The following is a 15,069-nucleotide window of genomic DNA, read 5'->3' on the forward strand; positions in this document are numbered from 1 at the left end:
ATGCCTATCGTTCCCATTTCCGGGTCTGAAAAGTTCGCACTTCAGCCCGCCCCGCTCCGCGCCGATCAGCGCAGCATCGGCTCGCTGCCCCTCCACATCGTCGACGACGAGACGGTGGACGGCCTGGATCCCCTCACCTACGAAGTCGTACGCCACCGCCTGGCGGCCATCACCGAGGAGATGGGCGATGCGATCAAGCGGATGAGCGGATCGGTCGTCGTGACCGACTGCAACGACTTCGGTGCCGCCATCATGGACGAGGCCGGAGACACCGTCCAGGTCGGCCTGTACAACATGCAGCTGGCAGCCTCACTGGACATGGCAGCGAAGTGGACGCTGGAGAACCGCAGCGCCAACCCGGGCATCAAGCCCGGCGACATGTTCCTGTGCAACGATCCCTGGGTCGGCGGCGGTCTGCACCAGAACGACGTCACGGTCCTCGCACCGCTCTTCCACGACGGCGAGCTCTTCGGCTGGACCGGCGCAGTGGCGCACCAGGTCGACCTCGGCGGCGTCTCTCCGGGCAGCTGGTCGGTCGACGGCATGGATGTGTTCTGGGAGTCGTTGCCCACACCGCCGGTCAAGATCGTCGAAAACGGAGCCGTCCGCGCCGATGTCGAAGACGTCTACCTGCGCCGCTCCCGCGTCCCCAAACTCGTGGCATTGGATCTGCGCGCCAAGATCGGGGCCAATAACGTCGCACACGACCGGCTGACCGCGCTCATCAACAAATACGGGCCCGACACCGTCAAAGCCGTCATGAAACGCATGATGAATGATGCCGAGTCAAGGCTCCGCGCCAAACTCCTGGATCTCCCGGACGGCACCTGGGGCGCCGTGGCCCACCAGGACGGCGGGCGCGCGGGAGACCGGAACGTCTACAAGATTGTCCTGAATATGACCAAGACGGGTGACCGGCTGATTTTCGACTTCACCGGCACCGATCCGCAGGTAGAGGGCATCATCAACTGCACGCTGGCCGGCCTGCGCGGAGGGATCATGCCGGTCATGCTGACCATGCTCTGCCCGGACATCCCTTGGGCACCCGGCGGGATCTATCGCACCATCGAGATCATCAGCGAACCCGGCACCATCAACAACTGCACCTTCCCGGCGGGAATCGGAAAGGGTTCGGTCGCCTCCGCCTGGTCGACTCAAAACGCAGTCTCCGAAACCATCGCGGGCATGCTCTCCACGCACCCGGAGCATTCCGAACACCTGATGAGCGTGTGCTGCGGATCCTGGGACCTGACCGTTCTCGCAGGCGTCGACCAACGCGGCGGCGGCTTTGTCACCATGCTCTGCGACGCGATGGCCGGGGGTCTGGGCGCCAAGGTCGACGGCGACGGTGTCGACACCGGCGGCGTGAACTGCATCCCCATGGGCAGGGTCGCGGACGTCGAAATCAACGAGTTCAGCTTCCCGATTCTGTACCTCTGGCGCCGCGAAGAAGAAGACTCCGGTGGACCAGGCAAATACCGCGGCGGTGTAGGTGGCTCAAGCTGCTTCATCCCCCATGACTCACCAGTCGGAGCGGTCCATATGGTTGTATCAGCCCCCGGCAAGGCGGTGCCCCAGGCGCCGGGCCTGGCCGGCGGATACCCCGCGGCCACCCAGTACGACGTTCTCGTGCGCGGATCCCATGTTCTGGAACAACTCAAAGCCGGTGAAATGCCCTCATCCCTGGAAGACCTTGGAGGTGAAGCCCACACGGTGCCGCCGCACCTCGAGACCGATCTGGGCGTCCGGGACGTGTACTACACACACTGGCAGGGCGGCGGCGGCCTCGGCGACCCGCTGCTGCGCGAACCGGAGAATGTGGCAGCCGACGTGCTCAAGGGCAAGGTTTCACAACGGGCCGCCATCGGAGTCTACGGCGTGGCCGTCGACGAAACCGGCACCGTTGACTTTGACGCCACCACCCGCCAACGGCAAACACTTCGGCTCGAACGCGCCGGCTTGTCCCACCACGAAGCAAAGACTGGAGCACCGGCATGAACATCGATACGAACCTGGAAGTGACCGACGCAGGCACCGTCGGATGCCGCCACTGCGGGGCCACGGTCGGCGACTCGGTCCAAGCACCCATGACCCGCGCAATCCGGAATGAACGCCCCTCAAGCGCCGCCGGCCCTGGCGTGAAGGCGGACCCGGCACTCTTCACCGACCGACCGATCGTCATCAGGCAGAGCTTCTGCCCCGGCTGCCTCGTGTGCCTCTCCACCGAGATTGCCCCCGCAGACGAAAAAACATACAGGGAATGGATGCTTTCATGAGCTACACAGATTTGGCCAGCAAGGTCATCGTCGTAACCGGCGCGGCACAAGGCATCGGTCTGGCCTACGCGCGCCGGCTAGTGGACGAAGGCGCAACGGTCGTCCTCGCCGACCGTGCGACGGACAGCGTAGAAAAGGCAGCAGCGGCCCTCAACGAGAACGGCAACCAAGGAAAAGCCATCGCCCACGCAATCGACGTCGCCTCAGCCAACAGCTGCGCTGAACTTGCCGAGTCGCTGACCAAGGAATTCGGCCGCGTCGACGGCCTCGTCAACAACGCCGCCATCTTCTCGACCATCACCATGAAGCCGTTCTGGGAAATATCCACAGACGAATGGGACCGGCTCATGGACGTCAACCTCAAGGGCCCCTGGCTGCTGACCACTGCACTCCTGCCGCTGCTGCGTGCCTCAGCCGGGGCGAGCATCATCAACATCGGATCCGATGCCGTCGCGATGGGACGACAGGGCTATCTGCATTACGTCGCAAGCAAGGGCGGGGTAGCAGGCATGACCTTCTCCATGTCCCATGAGCTGGGCGAATTCGGCATCAGGGTCAATACCCTGTCACCGGGGCCGGTCTACACAGAAGTATCACGGGACACCGTCTCCGCGCCCCAGAAAGAGGCAATGATGGCTCGCCAGGCTCTGCACCGCACAGCCGGTCCCGACGACATGACCAGCCTTGCCGCTTTCCTCCTCTCTGATGACAGCAGCTACATCACGGGCCAGACCATCTCCGTCAACGGAGGACTGGTCCACCGCTAGGCCGTGGCAACCTGCGAATGCAGGTCAATCCCGCTACAGCGTCATCCCGCCATCAGCCGCGCCCTGATTCAGAACGGGCATCGCCCCCATCACAAGTCTGAAGTCCAGTGATGAAGGGCCCTCCAGAAAGAAGCAATACCGTGTTATCTCAAGCCCCAAGCCGAGAAACTCACAGATCCCGGTCCAGCACGGCTGTCATCGCTGCCTGCGCCCTTGTCGTCATCCTCGAAGGCTACGATCAATCGGTGTACGGTTCAGTGCTGCCCGTTCTTCTGCGCGATCCGGGATGGGATCTGTCGCCCCAGAATGCCGGCTACGTAGGCGGTGCTGCCTTCGTCGGAATGTTGCTGGGTGCCTTGGGCGCCAGCGGTCTAACCATGAAGTACTCACGCCGTGCAGTTGTCGTCGGGTGCTTGCTCCTGTTCGGCGTCTTCGGCTCCCTCTGCGCCTTTGTGGACAATGCAGGGATGCTGGCGCTACTGCGGGTTTTCATGGGTGTTGGTCTCGGCGGTGTCCTCCCGGTCTGCACGACCCTGACTTTGAGCGTTGCCCCCGTTAAGCGGCGGACGCTCACCTACGCGGCCATGTTCACCGCTGTTCCCCTTGGCGGCATGCTCGCCGCCCTGCTCTCTAAATGGCTCATCCCGATCATCGGTGCCGAAATGATGTTCCTGGTACCGGCGCCGTTGGTTGTCCTGGCCATCATTGTGTCCTGGCTGGTTCTACCCGACACGAAGGCGGCGACGGTACCCCAGGAACAACTAGCCGCGAGGTCTTCAGGCTTGTATGGACGCCGCCGGCGCATGACCGTCCTGTTCATCACCGCGACGCTTCTGGGCCTGCTGCTGTGGTATGGGCTGGGTACGTGGCTACCGGAAATCATGCGCAGCAGCGGGTTTGACCTTGGATCGTCTCTGACATTCCAGGTGACGATGTTCGCCGGCGCGGCCATCGGGTCGCTTCTTTTCGCCCTGATAGCCGACCGGATGGACGGACGTAAAGCCGTCTTGGGGATTTACGCGGTGGGAGCCGTTGTCCTAGCCGTAATGCTGACCTCTCCCTCGCAGCCCGTCCTACTCGCGCTTACGTTCCTGGCCGGTGGCGTTGCCCAGGGCGGACTCATCGCCATCAACACAACGGTGGACCAGACCTACCCGCTCTGGCTCCGCGCGAGGGCGCTGGGCGCCACGCTGGGATGGGGAAGAATCGGGGCAATCGTTGGCCCCGTAATCATCGGCTACATCGTCGGAGGAAGCGCGGTCTGGAGCTTCCTGCTGTTTGCTGCCTGTTCATTGTTCGCCGGAATCTTCACCTACACCGCCAAGACAACCGAACAGGATGATTCCCGGAATTACGCGGAACCGGCGCTGGACTCCTCGACGCACTAAGGCGTCGTTGGTTGCGGCCTAATACCGTTGTGATACTGGCCTGATATCAAATTGATAGTACTGACTCCTTGCACTCCCTAACGGCACAGCCCCCGCGGTATAGCCCTGCATAGCTTTTTGGCTATGCAGGGCTTCCGTGTGCCGGGAGATGATTCAGCGCCCGTACTCGGCTTGTTGCCGGCGCTGTTCGGGTGTCCGCTGCCGGGCGATTGTGGTCGTGGCGGCCGCCGTGACCGGCTGTTGAGGGAATGACGCTCTTTGCAGTCGTTCCATCTTTTCCAGCCGTGGGTCGGTCTCGGCTGCGGGTTCGGCCTGTGGCTGTTCCTCTGGTTTTGCGGCGTCGGCCATGAGCCGGTCGATGCGTGCGGATTCCCCCTGGGCGGCTTTGAGGGCGTCGGCGTGCTTGAAGGGTTCCGCGAGGGCCTTCTCTGCCTGTTCGACGCGGGAGAGGGCTTCCTGGCGTCGTCCTTCGACGTCGGCCGCCAGCTTGAGCAGTGAGGAAACCCTGTTTTCGAGCTGCCGGATGGTGCCGATATCAGCGGAGAGCAGGCTCCTGCGGGCGATGTGTGTGGTTGCCCTGGGCACTCCTTCGATGCGCACTTCGACGGTGGCCCGGTCAAGGTCCCGGGCTGGCATGAGGCGGGCGCGGAGTTCGTGGCCGCCAAGGTGTGCGATGGTGCCGAGCTCGTCATGGCCGTAGAGGTTCATGAGCCGGTGACCGTGCCGCCCGGCCCACGCGCGGAGCGCTTCGGCGGCGTCTCCCCGGTTGTCCAGAGTCCTGCCGTCGATGCGGGCGGTGAAGGCGTCCGCGCTGGTGTCTACGGTGTGCGCCGCTGCTGCCTGGATCAGGGGCAGGTCCTGGGCGGCGGCGTCGGCCGCCGATTGTTCGCCGCGTTTGGTGTGGGCGACAGCGACCATGTTGCGGTGGTAGGCCCGGTCCAGCCGGCTCAGGCGGGCCAGTTCCTGGTCCGCGACGGCTTTTTCCAGCACGAGAGGGTTGCCGCTGGTGATGGCTTTGGCCTGGGCGAAGTTCAGGGTGTTGTCCCCGATGTCCTCGATTTCGCGCACGTCCAGGCGGCCGCGCATGATCTGGTTAATAAACCGGGACTTCCTTTCAAGCCCTTGCCACATGAAGGAGTCGAAGGATTCCTTCGTCACGACCTGGGAGATGCGGACCTCGGGGTTCTGGTTGCCCTGGCGCAGGATGCGGCCGTGGCGTTGCTCGACGTCGGCCGGCCGCCAGGGGGCGTCCAGGTCCACCAGGTGCACGGCTCGCTTTTGAATGTTCGTGCCGACGCCCATTTTCGAGGTCGACCCGACCAGCACGGCGATCTGCCCGGAGCGGGCGGCGGCGAAGAGCCGGCCCTTCTCGGTGTCGTTTTTGGCTTCGTGGATGAACCGGACCAGGTGTTCGGGTACGCCCCGGCGGCGTAGCTGGTCTTTGAGTTCGCCGTAGACGTTCCACTTCTCCGAGGGTGTGCCGAAGTCGCAGAAGACCAGCTGCAGCGCACCGGGCACCGGGTCCGGTTCGCCGGTTCCCGGGTCGGTGTAGATGCGGTCCTTGTGTTCCTCGTACACGCCGGCCAGCAGGTCCGCGGTGGCGCTGATCTTGGTGGGCCCGCCCTGGAACAGCGCGGGGTCCACAAGTCTCATGTCCAGGGCGGCTTTGCGGCCGTCCGAGGAGACTTTGAGCATGTTGTCTTCCTCGGAGTCCACCAGCCGTTGCTGGATGCGGTCCACCCGCTGACCGATGTCCTGGATATACCCGCGCAGTTCAGGGCCGGGTTCCACGGCCAGCATGTTCGGCTGCCGCAGCCCGTCCCCGTCCCGCGCGGCAAGGGCCGGGATGGGGAGCTTCAGGTCCTCGGCGGTTTTCACGTCCGCGAAGGTGTGGAACATCTCCATTCAGGGAAGTCGCCGCAGCGAAACGAATTCGGGCGCCGGCCGGGCGCTGGCTAGGATTGCAGCCATGAGTTCGAACGTGACTGCGGTCAGCTATGCCCCGAAATTGCGCCTTTCCGACGTGCAGCGCCTCCGGGCCGCGCTCACCGCAGCCGGCGTGAGCGTCGACGCGGAAAGCCGCACCGGGGACGGCCGCTTCGAGGTGTACTCGGCGGACTGCTCACTGGAGTCCGGGACGGCCGCGGAGCTCGCGGAACTCCGCCGGGTGGCGGCCGGCGCAATCGAGGGCGTGGATACGGCGATCGTGCCGGCCTCGCTCCGGAATGCCCCGCGGAAGTTCCTGATCATGGATGTGGACTCCACCCTGATCCAGCAGGAGGTCATTGAACTCCTGGCAGCCCACGCCGGAAAACGCGAAGAAGTCACGGCTGTCACCGAGGCCGCCATGCGCGGCGAACTGGACTTCGCCCAGAGCCTCCACGCCCGGGTGGCGGTGCTCGCCGGACTGCCGGCCGACGTCGTCGATTCGGTCCGGGCCGAAGTGAAACTCAGCGACGGCGCGGCGGAGCTGGTGGCCGCCTTCAAGGCCGCCGGCCACGTCGTGGCAGTGGTCTCCGGCGGGTTCAACCAGATCCTGCAACCCATCGCCGAAGGCCTGGGGCTGGACTACTGGATCGCCAATGAACTCGAAATCGTGGACGGCGCCCTGACGGGGAAGGTGCTCGGCGATGTGATCGACCGGGCGGCCAAGGAAAAGTACCTGCGTGAATGGGCCGCCGCGGAAGGAATCCCGCTGGAGCACACCATTGCCGTGGGCGACGGCGCCAATGACCTGGACATGCTGGGGGCCGCCGGGATCGGCGTCGCGTTCAACGCCAAGCCGGCCGTCCGCGCCGTCGCGGACGCCGTCGTGAACATGCCGTATCTCGACGCAGTGCGGTACATCGCCGGGGTCTGAACCGGGCAAAGTCAAGGGCCGGGGCAGGGCGAAATCCACGGGTTGTTGCAACACTCACGGATGACCCCGGGCCTAGGCTGCAGAAGACTCCCGTCCAGGTCCATCCGGGCGAGGGTCTTTCTGCGTCTCTGCCTGATTTCTAGGGCCTGTTGCTTTCGATTGACCGGCCGATGATGCGCGCGCCTTCCGGGAAGGCGCCGGGGTTGGGTCCGGCGTAGTTGAGCCGGATGAACGGGCCGGCCGGTTCGGCCGGGAACCATTCGGTGCCGGCGGCGATGATGACCCCGGCACTCTCGCAGTCGCGGGTGAGCTGTTCGAGGTCGGTCCCGTCGGGCAGCCGGGCCCAGAGGTTCAGCCCTCCCTTGGGGATGTGGCTGATGTGAGCCTGCGGGGCGTGCTCCCGCAGGCTGGTCACCAGGAGGTCGCGGCGCGATTGGAGCTGGTGCCGGAGGCTTCGCAGATGCGTCTGCCAGGCAGGCTGGGTGACGACATCGAGTGCTGCGGCCTGGAGAAGGCCGCTGACATACATCGACTCGGCTCCGCGGTCGGCAAGGATGCGTTCACGCGCCGGACCGCGGGCGATGACCGCGGCGACCCGGACGGCCGGGGATACGCTTTTCGTCAGTGAGCGAAGGTAGACGACGTGGCCGGAATCATCCCTGGCGGCCACGGGGACGGGGGTTGAGGTAATGCCGAAGTCGTGTGCCCAGTCGTCCTCAACGAGGAACGCGCCGTGCTCTCGCACGACGTCCAGGACTTGTTCGCCGCGCCGGGCCGGCCATTGCGCTCCGGTGGGGTTCGCGTAGTTCGGCTGCGCGTAGAACATCCGTGCGCCGGTCTCCGCGAAAGCCCGGGCCAACTCTTCCGGGCCGGGACCGTCCGGTCCGCTGGGCAGAGGGACGACACGGACGCCGGCCTGCGCTGCAGCGAGGATGGCGCCCCAGTAGGTCGGGGATTCCATCAGCAGGGTCTGCCCATGGCCCACCAGGGCCCTGAAAATGGAGCTGAGTCCGCTCTGGCTTCCCGGCAGCACGATGACGTCGCTCGGCGTCGGCGGGGTGACCCCTGCCGGGGTCGAGGTGCCGAGTTCGTGGGCGAACCAGGACTGCAGTTCGGGAAGCCCCGCGGCCGGTGGGCGAGCCAAGGCGGCGTCGCCCCGGGCTGCCCTGGTGAGTGCTGCACGCACCAGGCGTTCCGGCAGGAGTTCCCGGTCCGGATAGCCGGAATGGAATGCGATGACATCGTTCGACGCGCTGCGCATCGCGGTGGAGGCCGAGCGAAGAGGCGCCTGGGGCGAACGAAGCGCCGCCGTCTGCCAGCCGTAGTCCGACGGTCGGGCGGTCCGGACGGCGCGCACGAAGGTCCCGACCCCTGGCCGGCTCTCGATCAGGCCCTGTGTGGTGAGGGTCTCCAGGGCCTTCTGCACCGTCACGGGGCTGGCGTGGTATTCGGCAACCAGCGACCGCGTGGACGGCAGCCGGGATCCCGGTGCCGCTCCGGCGATCCATTCCCTGAGTCGCGCGGCAATTCGGGAACTGCTATCGTTGTTCATGAGAGACAATAGTAGCGCTACTACACTTATTCGCCCAGTGATACTGCACAGACAGCCTAACGGTCTGCGGTGGGGCCTCCTCGGAGTAGCGGCGTTCTCGTTCACTGTCCCGTTCACGAGGCTGGCCGTCGCGGGGCTCTCGCCGCTGTTCATCGGGTCCGCCCGCGCCGTGATAGCCGCAGTCCTGGCCGCCTTCGCCCTCTCCCTCACCCGGCAGCGTTTTCCTCGCGGCGCACAGTGGACGCGGCTCGCGGTGGTCGCCGGCGGGATCGTCGTCGGCTTCCCGCTGCTCACCTCCTTCGCCCTCACGACAGCGCCCGCCACCCACGGCGCCGTCGTCATCGCGCTGCTTCCGGCCGCGACGGCAACGGCCGCAGTCCTCCGCGCCCGCGAGCGTCCACGGACAGCCTTCTGGGTCGCGACAGCCATTGGTGCGCTGGCGGCGATAGCTTTCGCCTTTGCGCAGTCCGGGGGCCTCGGGCAGCTGCACTGGGCGGATCTGCTGCTCCTCGGCGCAGTAGTGGCCGCTGCCATCGGCTACGCGGAAGGCGGCCTGCTCGCACGCGAACTCGGCGCGTGGCAGACGGTGTCCTGGGCCCTTGTCCTCGCATCCCCGCTCATGGTCTTCCTGGCGGCGCTCTCCGCGGCCCAGCAGCCGCCGTCGGGCACGCCGGTCCAGTGGGCTGCCCTCGCCTACCTCGGCATCGTCAGCATGTTCCTCGGCTTCTTCGCCTGGTACCGCGGCCTGGCCATCGGCCCGATGGCCCAAGTGAGCCAGATCCAACTCGTCCAGCCCGTACTGACCATCTGCTGGGCCGGACTCCTGCTGGGCGAGACACTGACCTGGACCACCATCTTCGGCGGCCTCGCCGTCATCCTCTGCGCCGGCATCGCCGTCCGCGTCCGGCTCAACCCGCCGCCCACGCCGCGGAATCGCTCATGACCCCCGGACCACGAAGTTCCTCGACCAAACAAAGGAAGAACCGCATGTACACCCCAGCGCACTTCGCAGCCGGCCCCGACGCGATCCATGACCTCCTCACCCGGCCGGCCGCCGCCAACCTTGTCACCATGACCTTGCAGGGCCTGCTCGCCACCCTGCTGCCGTTCGTCTACGATTCCTCGGTCGGTGAACATGGCGCCCTGCACGGGCACCTCGCCCGGAACAACGCCCAGTGGTCGGAACCCGCGATCGGAGAATCACTCGTCATCATCCAGGGCGCGGACGCCTACATTTCGCCCTCCTGGTACGCCTCGAAAGCCGAACACGGACGCGTCGTGCCAACCTGGAACTACTCCACAGCCCATGTGTACGGCCAACTGGTCATCCACGACGACCCGGCCTGGCTCGGAAATCACGTTCGACGGCTGACGGACCTCAACGAAGCCAACTCAGACCGCCCGTGGACCGTGGACGACGCCCCCGAGGGCTACATTTCCGGCCAGCTGCGCGCCATCGTGGGCGTCGAACTGCTGATCACAAGGATCGAAGCGAAGACCAAACTCAGCCAAAACCGGACCGGCACCGACATCGACGGCGTTGTGGCCGGACTTACTGCCCGGGGGCTGGCGGAGAGCGCCGCCGACGTTGAACGAGCAAGACGAAACCGGGGCGCTGGCCGCCCGTTGGACGCGGGGCCCTCCCTATGAAACCTGGCCGGTCGCTCGGCCGGGCCGCCGATGATGATGCCTAAGGAGAGGGGCAGCCCCATCCCCTCAGCTCGGGCCGGGGCGCTGCCGGGAGATGGGGCTGCCCCGACCCCTGCTGGTTCTTTGCCCGTGCCGGACGTTTAGCTGTTGCTCTTGTCCGTTGTTGCTTTGTCGAAGTAATCGGCGCCGCCGACGTACTCGGTGTGGCCTGTTTCGACGTCGGCCGTCACCATCTTGGCCACCTCGGCGGCGAACTCGGAGACCGAGTACAGCTTTCCGGCCTCGGCGCGGCGGGCCTCGATGGCGCCCGGGTTGGAGCGGTCCAGCAGGGTGGCCGTGACGGTGCCCTCGATCATGTCGCCGGACACGACGACGAGCGAGATGCCCTTCTCGGCGAGGCTCGGGACGAGTTCACGGAGGGCATCCTCGCCGGCGCGCTTGCTGCGGGCCACCGGCTCGTAATCCGGCATGGTGGGCACGGTGTCGATGAAGTGGGCCTGGTGGCTCGTCACAAAGACGACGCGGGAGCCCTCGGGCATCAGGGGCACGGCGGCGTTCAGCATGTTCACTTGGGCATCGCGGTTGAGCTTGAGGGCATATCCCTCCTCCATGCCCGACTCCATGCCGCCGGAGGCATTCAGCACCAGCACGTCGAGTGAGCCGAAGTTTTCCATGGCCGCGCTGGCCAAAGCCTGAACACCTGCCTGGGTGGTGAGGTCCGCACCGACGGCGGCTGCGCGGCCGCCGGCGGCCTCGATCTCTGCGACCACCTTATTGGCGCGCGGTGCCTTCTGGCGGTAGTTCACAACGACGGCGGCACCCTCGGCCGCCAGGTACTTGGCGACTTCGGCGCCGATTCCCCGCGATGAGCCGGTCACAATTGCGGTCTTATTGTCCAGCAGTCCCATATACGAGCTCCTTTGTTCCAAACGTCCAAAAACGGTGAGTCTGCAGTCCATCATGCCAGCGTTGCAGGGCTTTTCCGTTGTTCAGGATCCACAAAGAAGCCACAGCGGGCTAGTTCCGGGTCGGATCGGGCCGTGCCCGGGCTGCCGGGCGGTCCCGTCAGCTGTGGTCGATCCTGATCTTCTTCGTGGTCGACTCCGGTGGTGCCGCCGGCACGGGCGCCCGGACTTCAAGGACGCCGTCCTTGTAGGTGGCGGTGATGTCTTCATCCTTCGCGCCGGGTGGCAGCGCGATGCTGCGCTGGAAGGAGCCGTAGCGGAACTCCGAACGGTACCCCATCTTGCTCTTGTGCTCGGACCTCTCCACGCGCTCAGCCCTGATATGGAGCATGCCCTCGCTCACGGAGACGTCGACGTCCTGGTCGGGATCGATCCCGGGCACCTCCGCCCGGACCACCAGGGTGTCGCCGTCCTGGAACTGCTCCACCTTGATGGACGACGTCATCGGGAGGTCACCGTCGAGGAACCGCTTGATCGGCTCCAGCACGTCCGACGGCGCCCATTTGCTGATATCAGCCATGATATTTCTCCTGATTCCATGCCCCTGCCTTGGCATAGTGAGGGGCTGTAGCCCCATTAGACACCCGGGAAGGGGCGCTGTTAAGGGCAAAAAGTCCTATCGTGGCGGCTCCGGCTGCCTCAGTGGCCCATGCCGAGGCCGCCGTCTACCGGGATGACCGCGCCGGAAATGTAGGCGGCTTCGTCGCTCGCGATCCAGCGGACGACGTCGGCCACCTCGGACGCTTCGGCGAAGCGGCCGGCGGGGACCTTTGACAGGTAGTCCTTCTGGGTCGCCTCGGGCAGTTCCGCCGTCATGTCCGTATTGATGAAGCCGGGCGCGACGACGTTCGCTGTGATGCCGCGGCCGCCGAGTTCACGGGTCAGCGAACGGGCGATCCCGACGAGGCCGGCCTTGGAGGCCGAGTAGTTGATCTGGCCCGGGGCGCCGTAGAGGCCGGAGACGGAGGAGATGAGGACGACGCGGCCCTTGCGCGCCCGGATCATGCCCCTGGAGGCCCGCTTGATGACACGGAAGGCGCCGGTGAGGTTCGTGTCGATCACCGAGGTGAAGTCGTCCTCGCTCATGCGCATCAGCAGGGTGTCCTTGGTGATGCCGGCGTTGGCCACGAGCACCTCGACGGGTCCGTGCGCGGCCTCAACTTCGGCGAAGGCGGCGTCCACGGAAGCTTCGTCCGTGACGTCTGCCGTGACGCCGAGGATGCCCTCGGGGAGCTTTGACTCGGTGCGGTAGGTGACAGCCACCTTATCCCCGTTGGCCAGGAAGGATTCGGCGATGGCGAGGCCGATCCCGCGGTTGCCGCCGGTGATCAGGACGCTGCGGCCGGTGGTTGCTGCTTCAGGCATGGTGGGGGCTCCGGAATTCTGCGGCGTGACGGCGCCGCGTAGGGGTGGATTTTCCTGCCTCCGATCTTAGCGCCCGGGCGGCGCGCGTTTGGGCGGCTCCTCCGATGGTGAGAGAATTGAAGTAAGCCTTGGGAGCGTGATCTGACAGCCTTGACCCTCAAAAACCGACCCGGTGGACCGTTGCCTGGGGACCCGGGTGAGTTACCGGGTGACACCGAGGTCCACAGCATCACGGACGCCGCCACCGCACACTCGGAAGAGATGCGCCAGCGGATGATCAAGTATGCCGTGGCCATGGGAATCCGCATGGTGTGCCTGATCCTGATATTCGTGGTGGACGGCTGGTTCAAGTTTATTCCCGCGATCGGTGCGGTGTTCCTGCCGTGGGTCGCCGTTATCATCGCCAACGGCGGCGACAAGGCGGAGATCCACAGTGACTCACTGCTGGACTACGTTCCGCTGGGTGAACTGGATGCGCCGGGAAGCGCCGGGCGGGCAGCTGCTGCGTCTGAAGACCCCTCGGTGACGTTGTTGCAGGGCGAACTGATCGAAGACGAGGATGGACTTGCTGAAGATGAAGGCGACCACGGACGGGCTGCTTCATGAACCTGTTTGACCTTGCCGGGAACGGCGGCCCGACGGCGGGCCCCGCCGAAGCGGTGTGCTCACGGAAGGCATGCCGGGCCGGTGCCGAGTGGCAGCTGCTGTGGAATAACCCGAAGATCCATACTCCGGAACGGCGCAAGATCTGGCTCGCCTGCGGCGAGCACCGGCCCTGGCTTGAGGACTACCTCCAGACCCGGGGTCTGTGGAAAGAAACCGTGGCCCTTGAGCCGGCAGGCGGGGCCGGCTGAATGTATCGCTTTCTCTTTTCCAGCAAGTGGCTGGGATACCTTTTGCTGGCTGCCATCTTCGCCACCGCCTGTGTCTTCCTGGGCCGCTGGCAGATGGACCGCCGCGCCGAGACGCTGGCCGAAATCAACGGCGTGACCTCCAACTACTCCGCAACGCCCATTCCGTTTGCCGATGTCAAGGACCAGTTCAGCAGCCTGGACGCTCACCGGGAGTGGACCCAGGTGGAGCTGAAGGGCAGCTACGACGCCGCCGGTCAGCGCATCGTCCGCAACCGGCCGCTCAACGGCCAGCCCGGCTACGAAGTCGTGGTCCCCTTCAGGCTGGGGACCGGCGAGACCGTGGTAATTGACCGTGGCTGGCTGCCCATCGGCAACAACAATCCGGGCCGGCCCGACTCGGTGCCCGCACCGCCGTCGGGCAACGTGAGCGTCGTCGCCCGCCTCAAGCACGCCGAGCCCGAGCTCCAGCGCGGTGCGCCGGATGGGCAGCTGGCGTCCATCGACCTGGCCGCCTACTCCGCGCAGTTGGGTTACCCGCTGCTCACCGGCGCCTATGGACAACTGGCCTCGGAGACACCATCCGTTGCGGACATGCCCATCGCCTTCCCCAAGCCCACGACCGAGGAAGGCACGCACCTGTCGTACTCACTGCAGTGGTTTGCCTTCGGGGTGCTGATGTTCATCGGCTTCGGCTACGCGGCCCGTCAGCAGGCCCGGAACGCGGCCATCGACGCCGAGGACGCGGAAGCCCAGGGCACAGACACGGGCGGCGGGTTCCTGCACTCCAGCGGTCCGGTGGCGCGGCGTCGTCCTGCCCCCCGGAAGCGGAAGAATGCGACGGCGGAGGAAGAGGAAGACGCCATCCTGGACGCCCAGGGTTACTGAGGGAGCCCCGCATGGATCCGAAACCGGTGGCGAACGTGAAGCATGCCCTGACCGCGGCAGGAGCCGAGGACACGGTGACGGTCTTCGATTCTAAAGTCCCGACGGCGGCAGCGGCGGCAGCCGTCCTGGGCTGCGACGTCGCGGCGATCACCAACAGCCTCGTCTTCGACGTCGGGGGCACTCCCCTGCTGATCCTTGCCAGCGGCGCCGCCAAGGTCGACCTCCGGAAGGTCGCCGCGCAACTGGGCACGGGCAAAATCCGCCGCGCCACCCCAGAGTTCGTGTTGGAACACACGGGCCAGGAAGTAGGCGGAGTAGCCCCGCTGGGCCACCCCGAGAAGATCCGCACCCTGCTGGACCGCTCCCTGGAAATCCACGAAGTCCTCTGGGCCGGCGCCGGCGATCACAACTCGATGTTCTCCATCGGCTATGCCGAGCTCCAGCGCATCACCGACGCCGAGATCGTGCCCGTCCGTTAGCCCAACTGACCCGCAATAGTTGTCGTTT

Annotated in this window: 16 protein-coding genes; 11 read left to right on the top strand and 5 right to left on the bottom strand. The window is 65.8% G+C overall.

The window, feature by feature from the left end; genetic code table 11:
• The 4 genes from ACQCSU_RS01790 (at position 1) to ACQCSU_RS01805 (ending at position 4,431) form a co-directional block, all read left to right on the top strand.
• Positions 1 to 1,998, top strand: coding sequence for a hydantoinase B/oxoprolinase family protein (locus tag ACQCSU_RS01790; RefSeq protein ID WP_426977914.1), 1,998 nt, complete (start codon positions 1 to 3; stop codon positions 1,996 to 1,998).
• Complete coding sequence (locus tag ACQCSU_RS01795; protein WP_426977915.1) at positions 1,995 to 2,276, top strand: hypothetical protein; 282 nt, start codon at positions 1,995 to 1,997, stop codon at positions 2,274 to 2,276. The genes ACQCSU_RS01790 and ACQCSU_RS01795 overlap by 4 nt, the downstream gene beginning before the upstream one ends.
• On the top strand, positions 2,273 to 3,043 hold the full coding sequence (locus ACQCSU_RS01800; protein WP_354241343.1) for an SDR family NAD(P)-dependent oxidoreductase: 771 nt from the start codon (positions 2,273 to 2,275) through the stop codon (positions 3,041 to 3,043). Before ACQCSU_RS01795 ends, ACQCSU_RS01800 begins: the two co-directional genes overlap by 4 nt.
• A 110-nt stretch (positions 3,044 to 3,153) precedes the next feature.
• Positions 3,154 to 4,431, top strand: a complete 1,278-nt coding sequence (locus ACQCSU_RS01805; RefSeq protein ID WP_426977917.1) for an MFS transporter — start codon at positions 3,154 to 3,156, stop codon at positions 4,429 to 4,431.
• A gap of 153 nt (positions 4,432 to 4,584) precedes the next feature.
• Here the strand turns inward: ACQCSU_RS01805 and ACQCSU_RS01810 are convergent, their stop codons facing one another.
• The gene (locus ACQCSU_RS01810; RefSeq protein WP_426977918.1) at positions 4,585 to 6,336 is read right to left on the bottom strand and encodes a helicase-related protein; all 1,752 of its coding nucleotides are present in this window, start codon (positions 6,334 to 6,336) and stop codon (positions 4,585 to 4,587) included.
• A 64-nt stretch (positions 6,337 to 6,400) separates the two neighbouring features.
• Here ACQCSU_RS01810 and serB point away from each other — a divergent pair, with 64 nt between their 5' ends.
• Entirely contained in the window at positions 6,401 to 7,291 is an 891-nt protein-coding gene (gene serB / locus ACQCSU_RS01815) for a phosphoserine phosphatase SerB (protein ID WP_426977919.1), read from the top strand.
• A 139-nt stretch (positions 7,292 to 7,430) separates the two neighbouring features.
• On the opposite strand, the gene ACQCSU_RS01820 is transcribed toward serB, so the two are convergent.
• Positions 7,431 to 8,843 carry a PLP-dependent aminotransferase family protein gene (locus tag ACQCSU_RS01820; protein ID WP_426977920.1) on the bottom strand — a complete coding sequence of 471 codons (1,413 nt, stop codon included), beginning with the start codon at positions 8,841 to 8,843 and terminating at the stop codon, positions 7,431 to 7,433.
• Here ACQCSU_RS01820 and ACQCSU_RS01825 point away from each other — a divergent pair.
• Together ACQCSU_RS01825 and ACQCSU_RS01830 are read left to right on the top strand one after the other, a co-directional pair.
• Positions 8,842 to 9,786, top strand: coding sequence for a DMT family transporter (locus tag ACQCSU_RS01825; RefSeq protein WP_426977922.1), 945 nt, complete (start codon positions 8,842 to 8,844; stop codon positions 9,784 to 9,786). The genes ACQCSU_RS01820 and ACQCSU_RS01825 overlap by 2 nt on opposite strands.
• A gap of 44 nt (positions 9,787 to 9,830) precedes the next feature.
• Positions 9,831 to 10,493: an FMN-binding negative transcriptional regulator gene (locus ACQCSU_RS01830; RefSeq protein WP_354241329.1), complete on the top strand. Its 663-nt coding sequence runs from the start codon at positions 9,831 to 9,833 to the stop codon at positions 10,491 to 10,493.
• Between the two features lie 140 nt (positions 10,494 to 10,633).
• On the opposite strand, the gene ACQCSU_RS01835 is transcribed toward ACQCSU_RS01830, so the two are convergent.
• The 3 genes from ACQCSU_RS01835 to fabG all read right to left on the bottom strand — a co-directional run bounded on the left by ACQCSU_RS01835 (position 10,634) and on the right by fabG (position 12,823).
• Entirely contained in the window at positions 10,634 to 11,401 is a 768-nt protein-coding gene (locus tag ACQCSU_RS01835; RefSeq protein ID WP_426977924.1) for an SDR family oxidoreductase, read from the bottom strand.
• A 157-nt stretch (positions 11,402 to 11,558) separates the two neighbouring features.
• Positions 11,559 to 11,978 carry an Hsp20/alpha crystallin family protein gene (locus ACQCSU_RS01840; protein ID WP_426977925.1) on the bottom strand — a complete coding sequence of 140 codons (420 nt, stop codon included), beginning with the start codon at positions 11,976 to 11,978 and terminating at the stop codon, positions 11,559 to 11,561.
• A 119-nt stretch (positions 11,979 to 12,097) separates the two neighbouring features.
• Entirely contained in the window at positions 12,098 to 12,823 is a 726-nt protein-coding gene (gene fabG / locus ACQCSU_RS01845) for a 3-oxoacyl-ACP reductase FabG (RefSeq protein ID WP_426977927.1), read from the bottom strand.
• 150 nt (positions 12,824 to 12,973) lie between these two features.
• Between fabG and ACQCSU_RS01850 the strand changes: the two genes are divergently transcribed.
• The 4 genes from ACQCSU_RS01850 to ACQCSU_RS01865 are packed head-to-tail and all read left to right on the top strand — an operon-like array spanning position 12,974 to position 15,041.
• On the top strand, positions 12,974 to 13,429 hold the full coding sequence (locus ACQCSU_RS01850) for a DUF3099 domain-containing protein (RefSeq protein WP_426977929.1): 456 nt from the start codon (positions 12,974 to 12,976) through the stop codon (positions 13,427 to 13,429).
• Positions 13,426 to 13,677 carry a hypothetical protein gene (locus ACQCSU_RS01855; protein ID WP_426977931.1) on the top strand — a complete coding sequence of 84 codons (252 nt, stop codon included), beginning with the start codon at positions 13,426 to 13,428 and terminating at the stop codon, positions 13,675 to 13,677. The genes ACQCSU_RS01850 and ACQCSU_RS01855 overlap by 4 nt, the downstream gene beginning before the upstream one ends.
• The gene (locus ACQCSU_RS01860; RefSeq protein WP_426977933.1) at positions 13,678 to 14,562 is read left to right on the top strand and encodes an SURF1 family protein; all 885 of its coding nucleotides are present in this window, start codon (positions 13,678 to 13,680) and stop codon (positions 14,560 to 14,562) included.
• An 11-nt stretch (positions 14,563 to 14,573) separates the two neighbouring features.
• Entirely contained in the window at positions 14,574 to 15,041 is a 468-nt protein-coding gene (locus ACQCSU_RS01865; RefSeq protein WP_426977934.1) for a YbaK/EbsC family protein, read from the top strand.
• Positions 15,042 to 15,069 lie beyond the last annotated feature (28 nt).

Source organism: Pseudarthrobacter sp. O4 (assembly GCF_050157025.1).
In the GTDB taxonomy this organism is placed as follows: Bacteria; Actinomycetota; Actinomycetes; order Actinomycetales; family Micrococcaceae; genus Arthrobacter.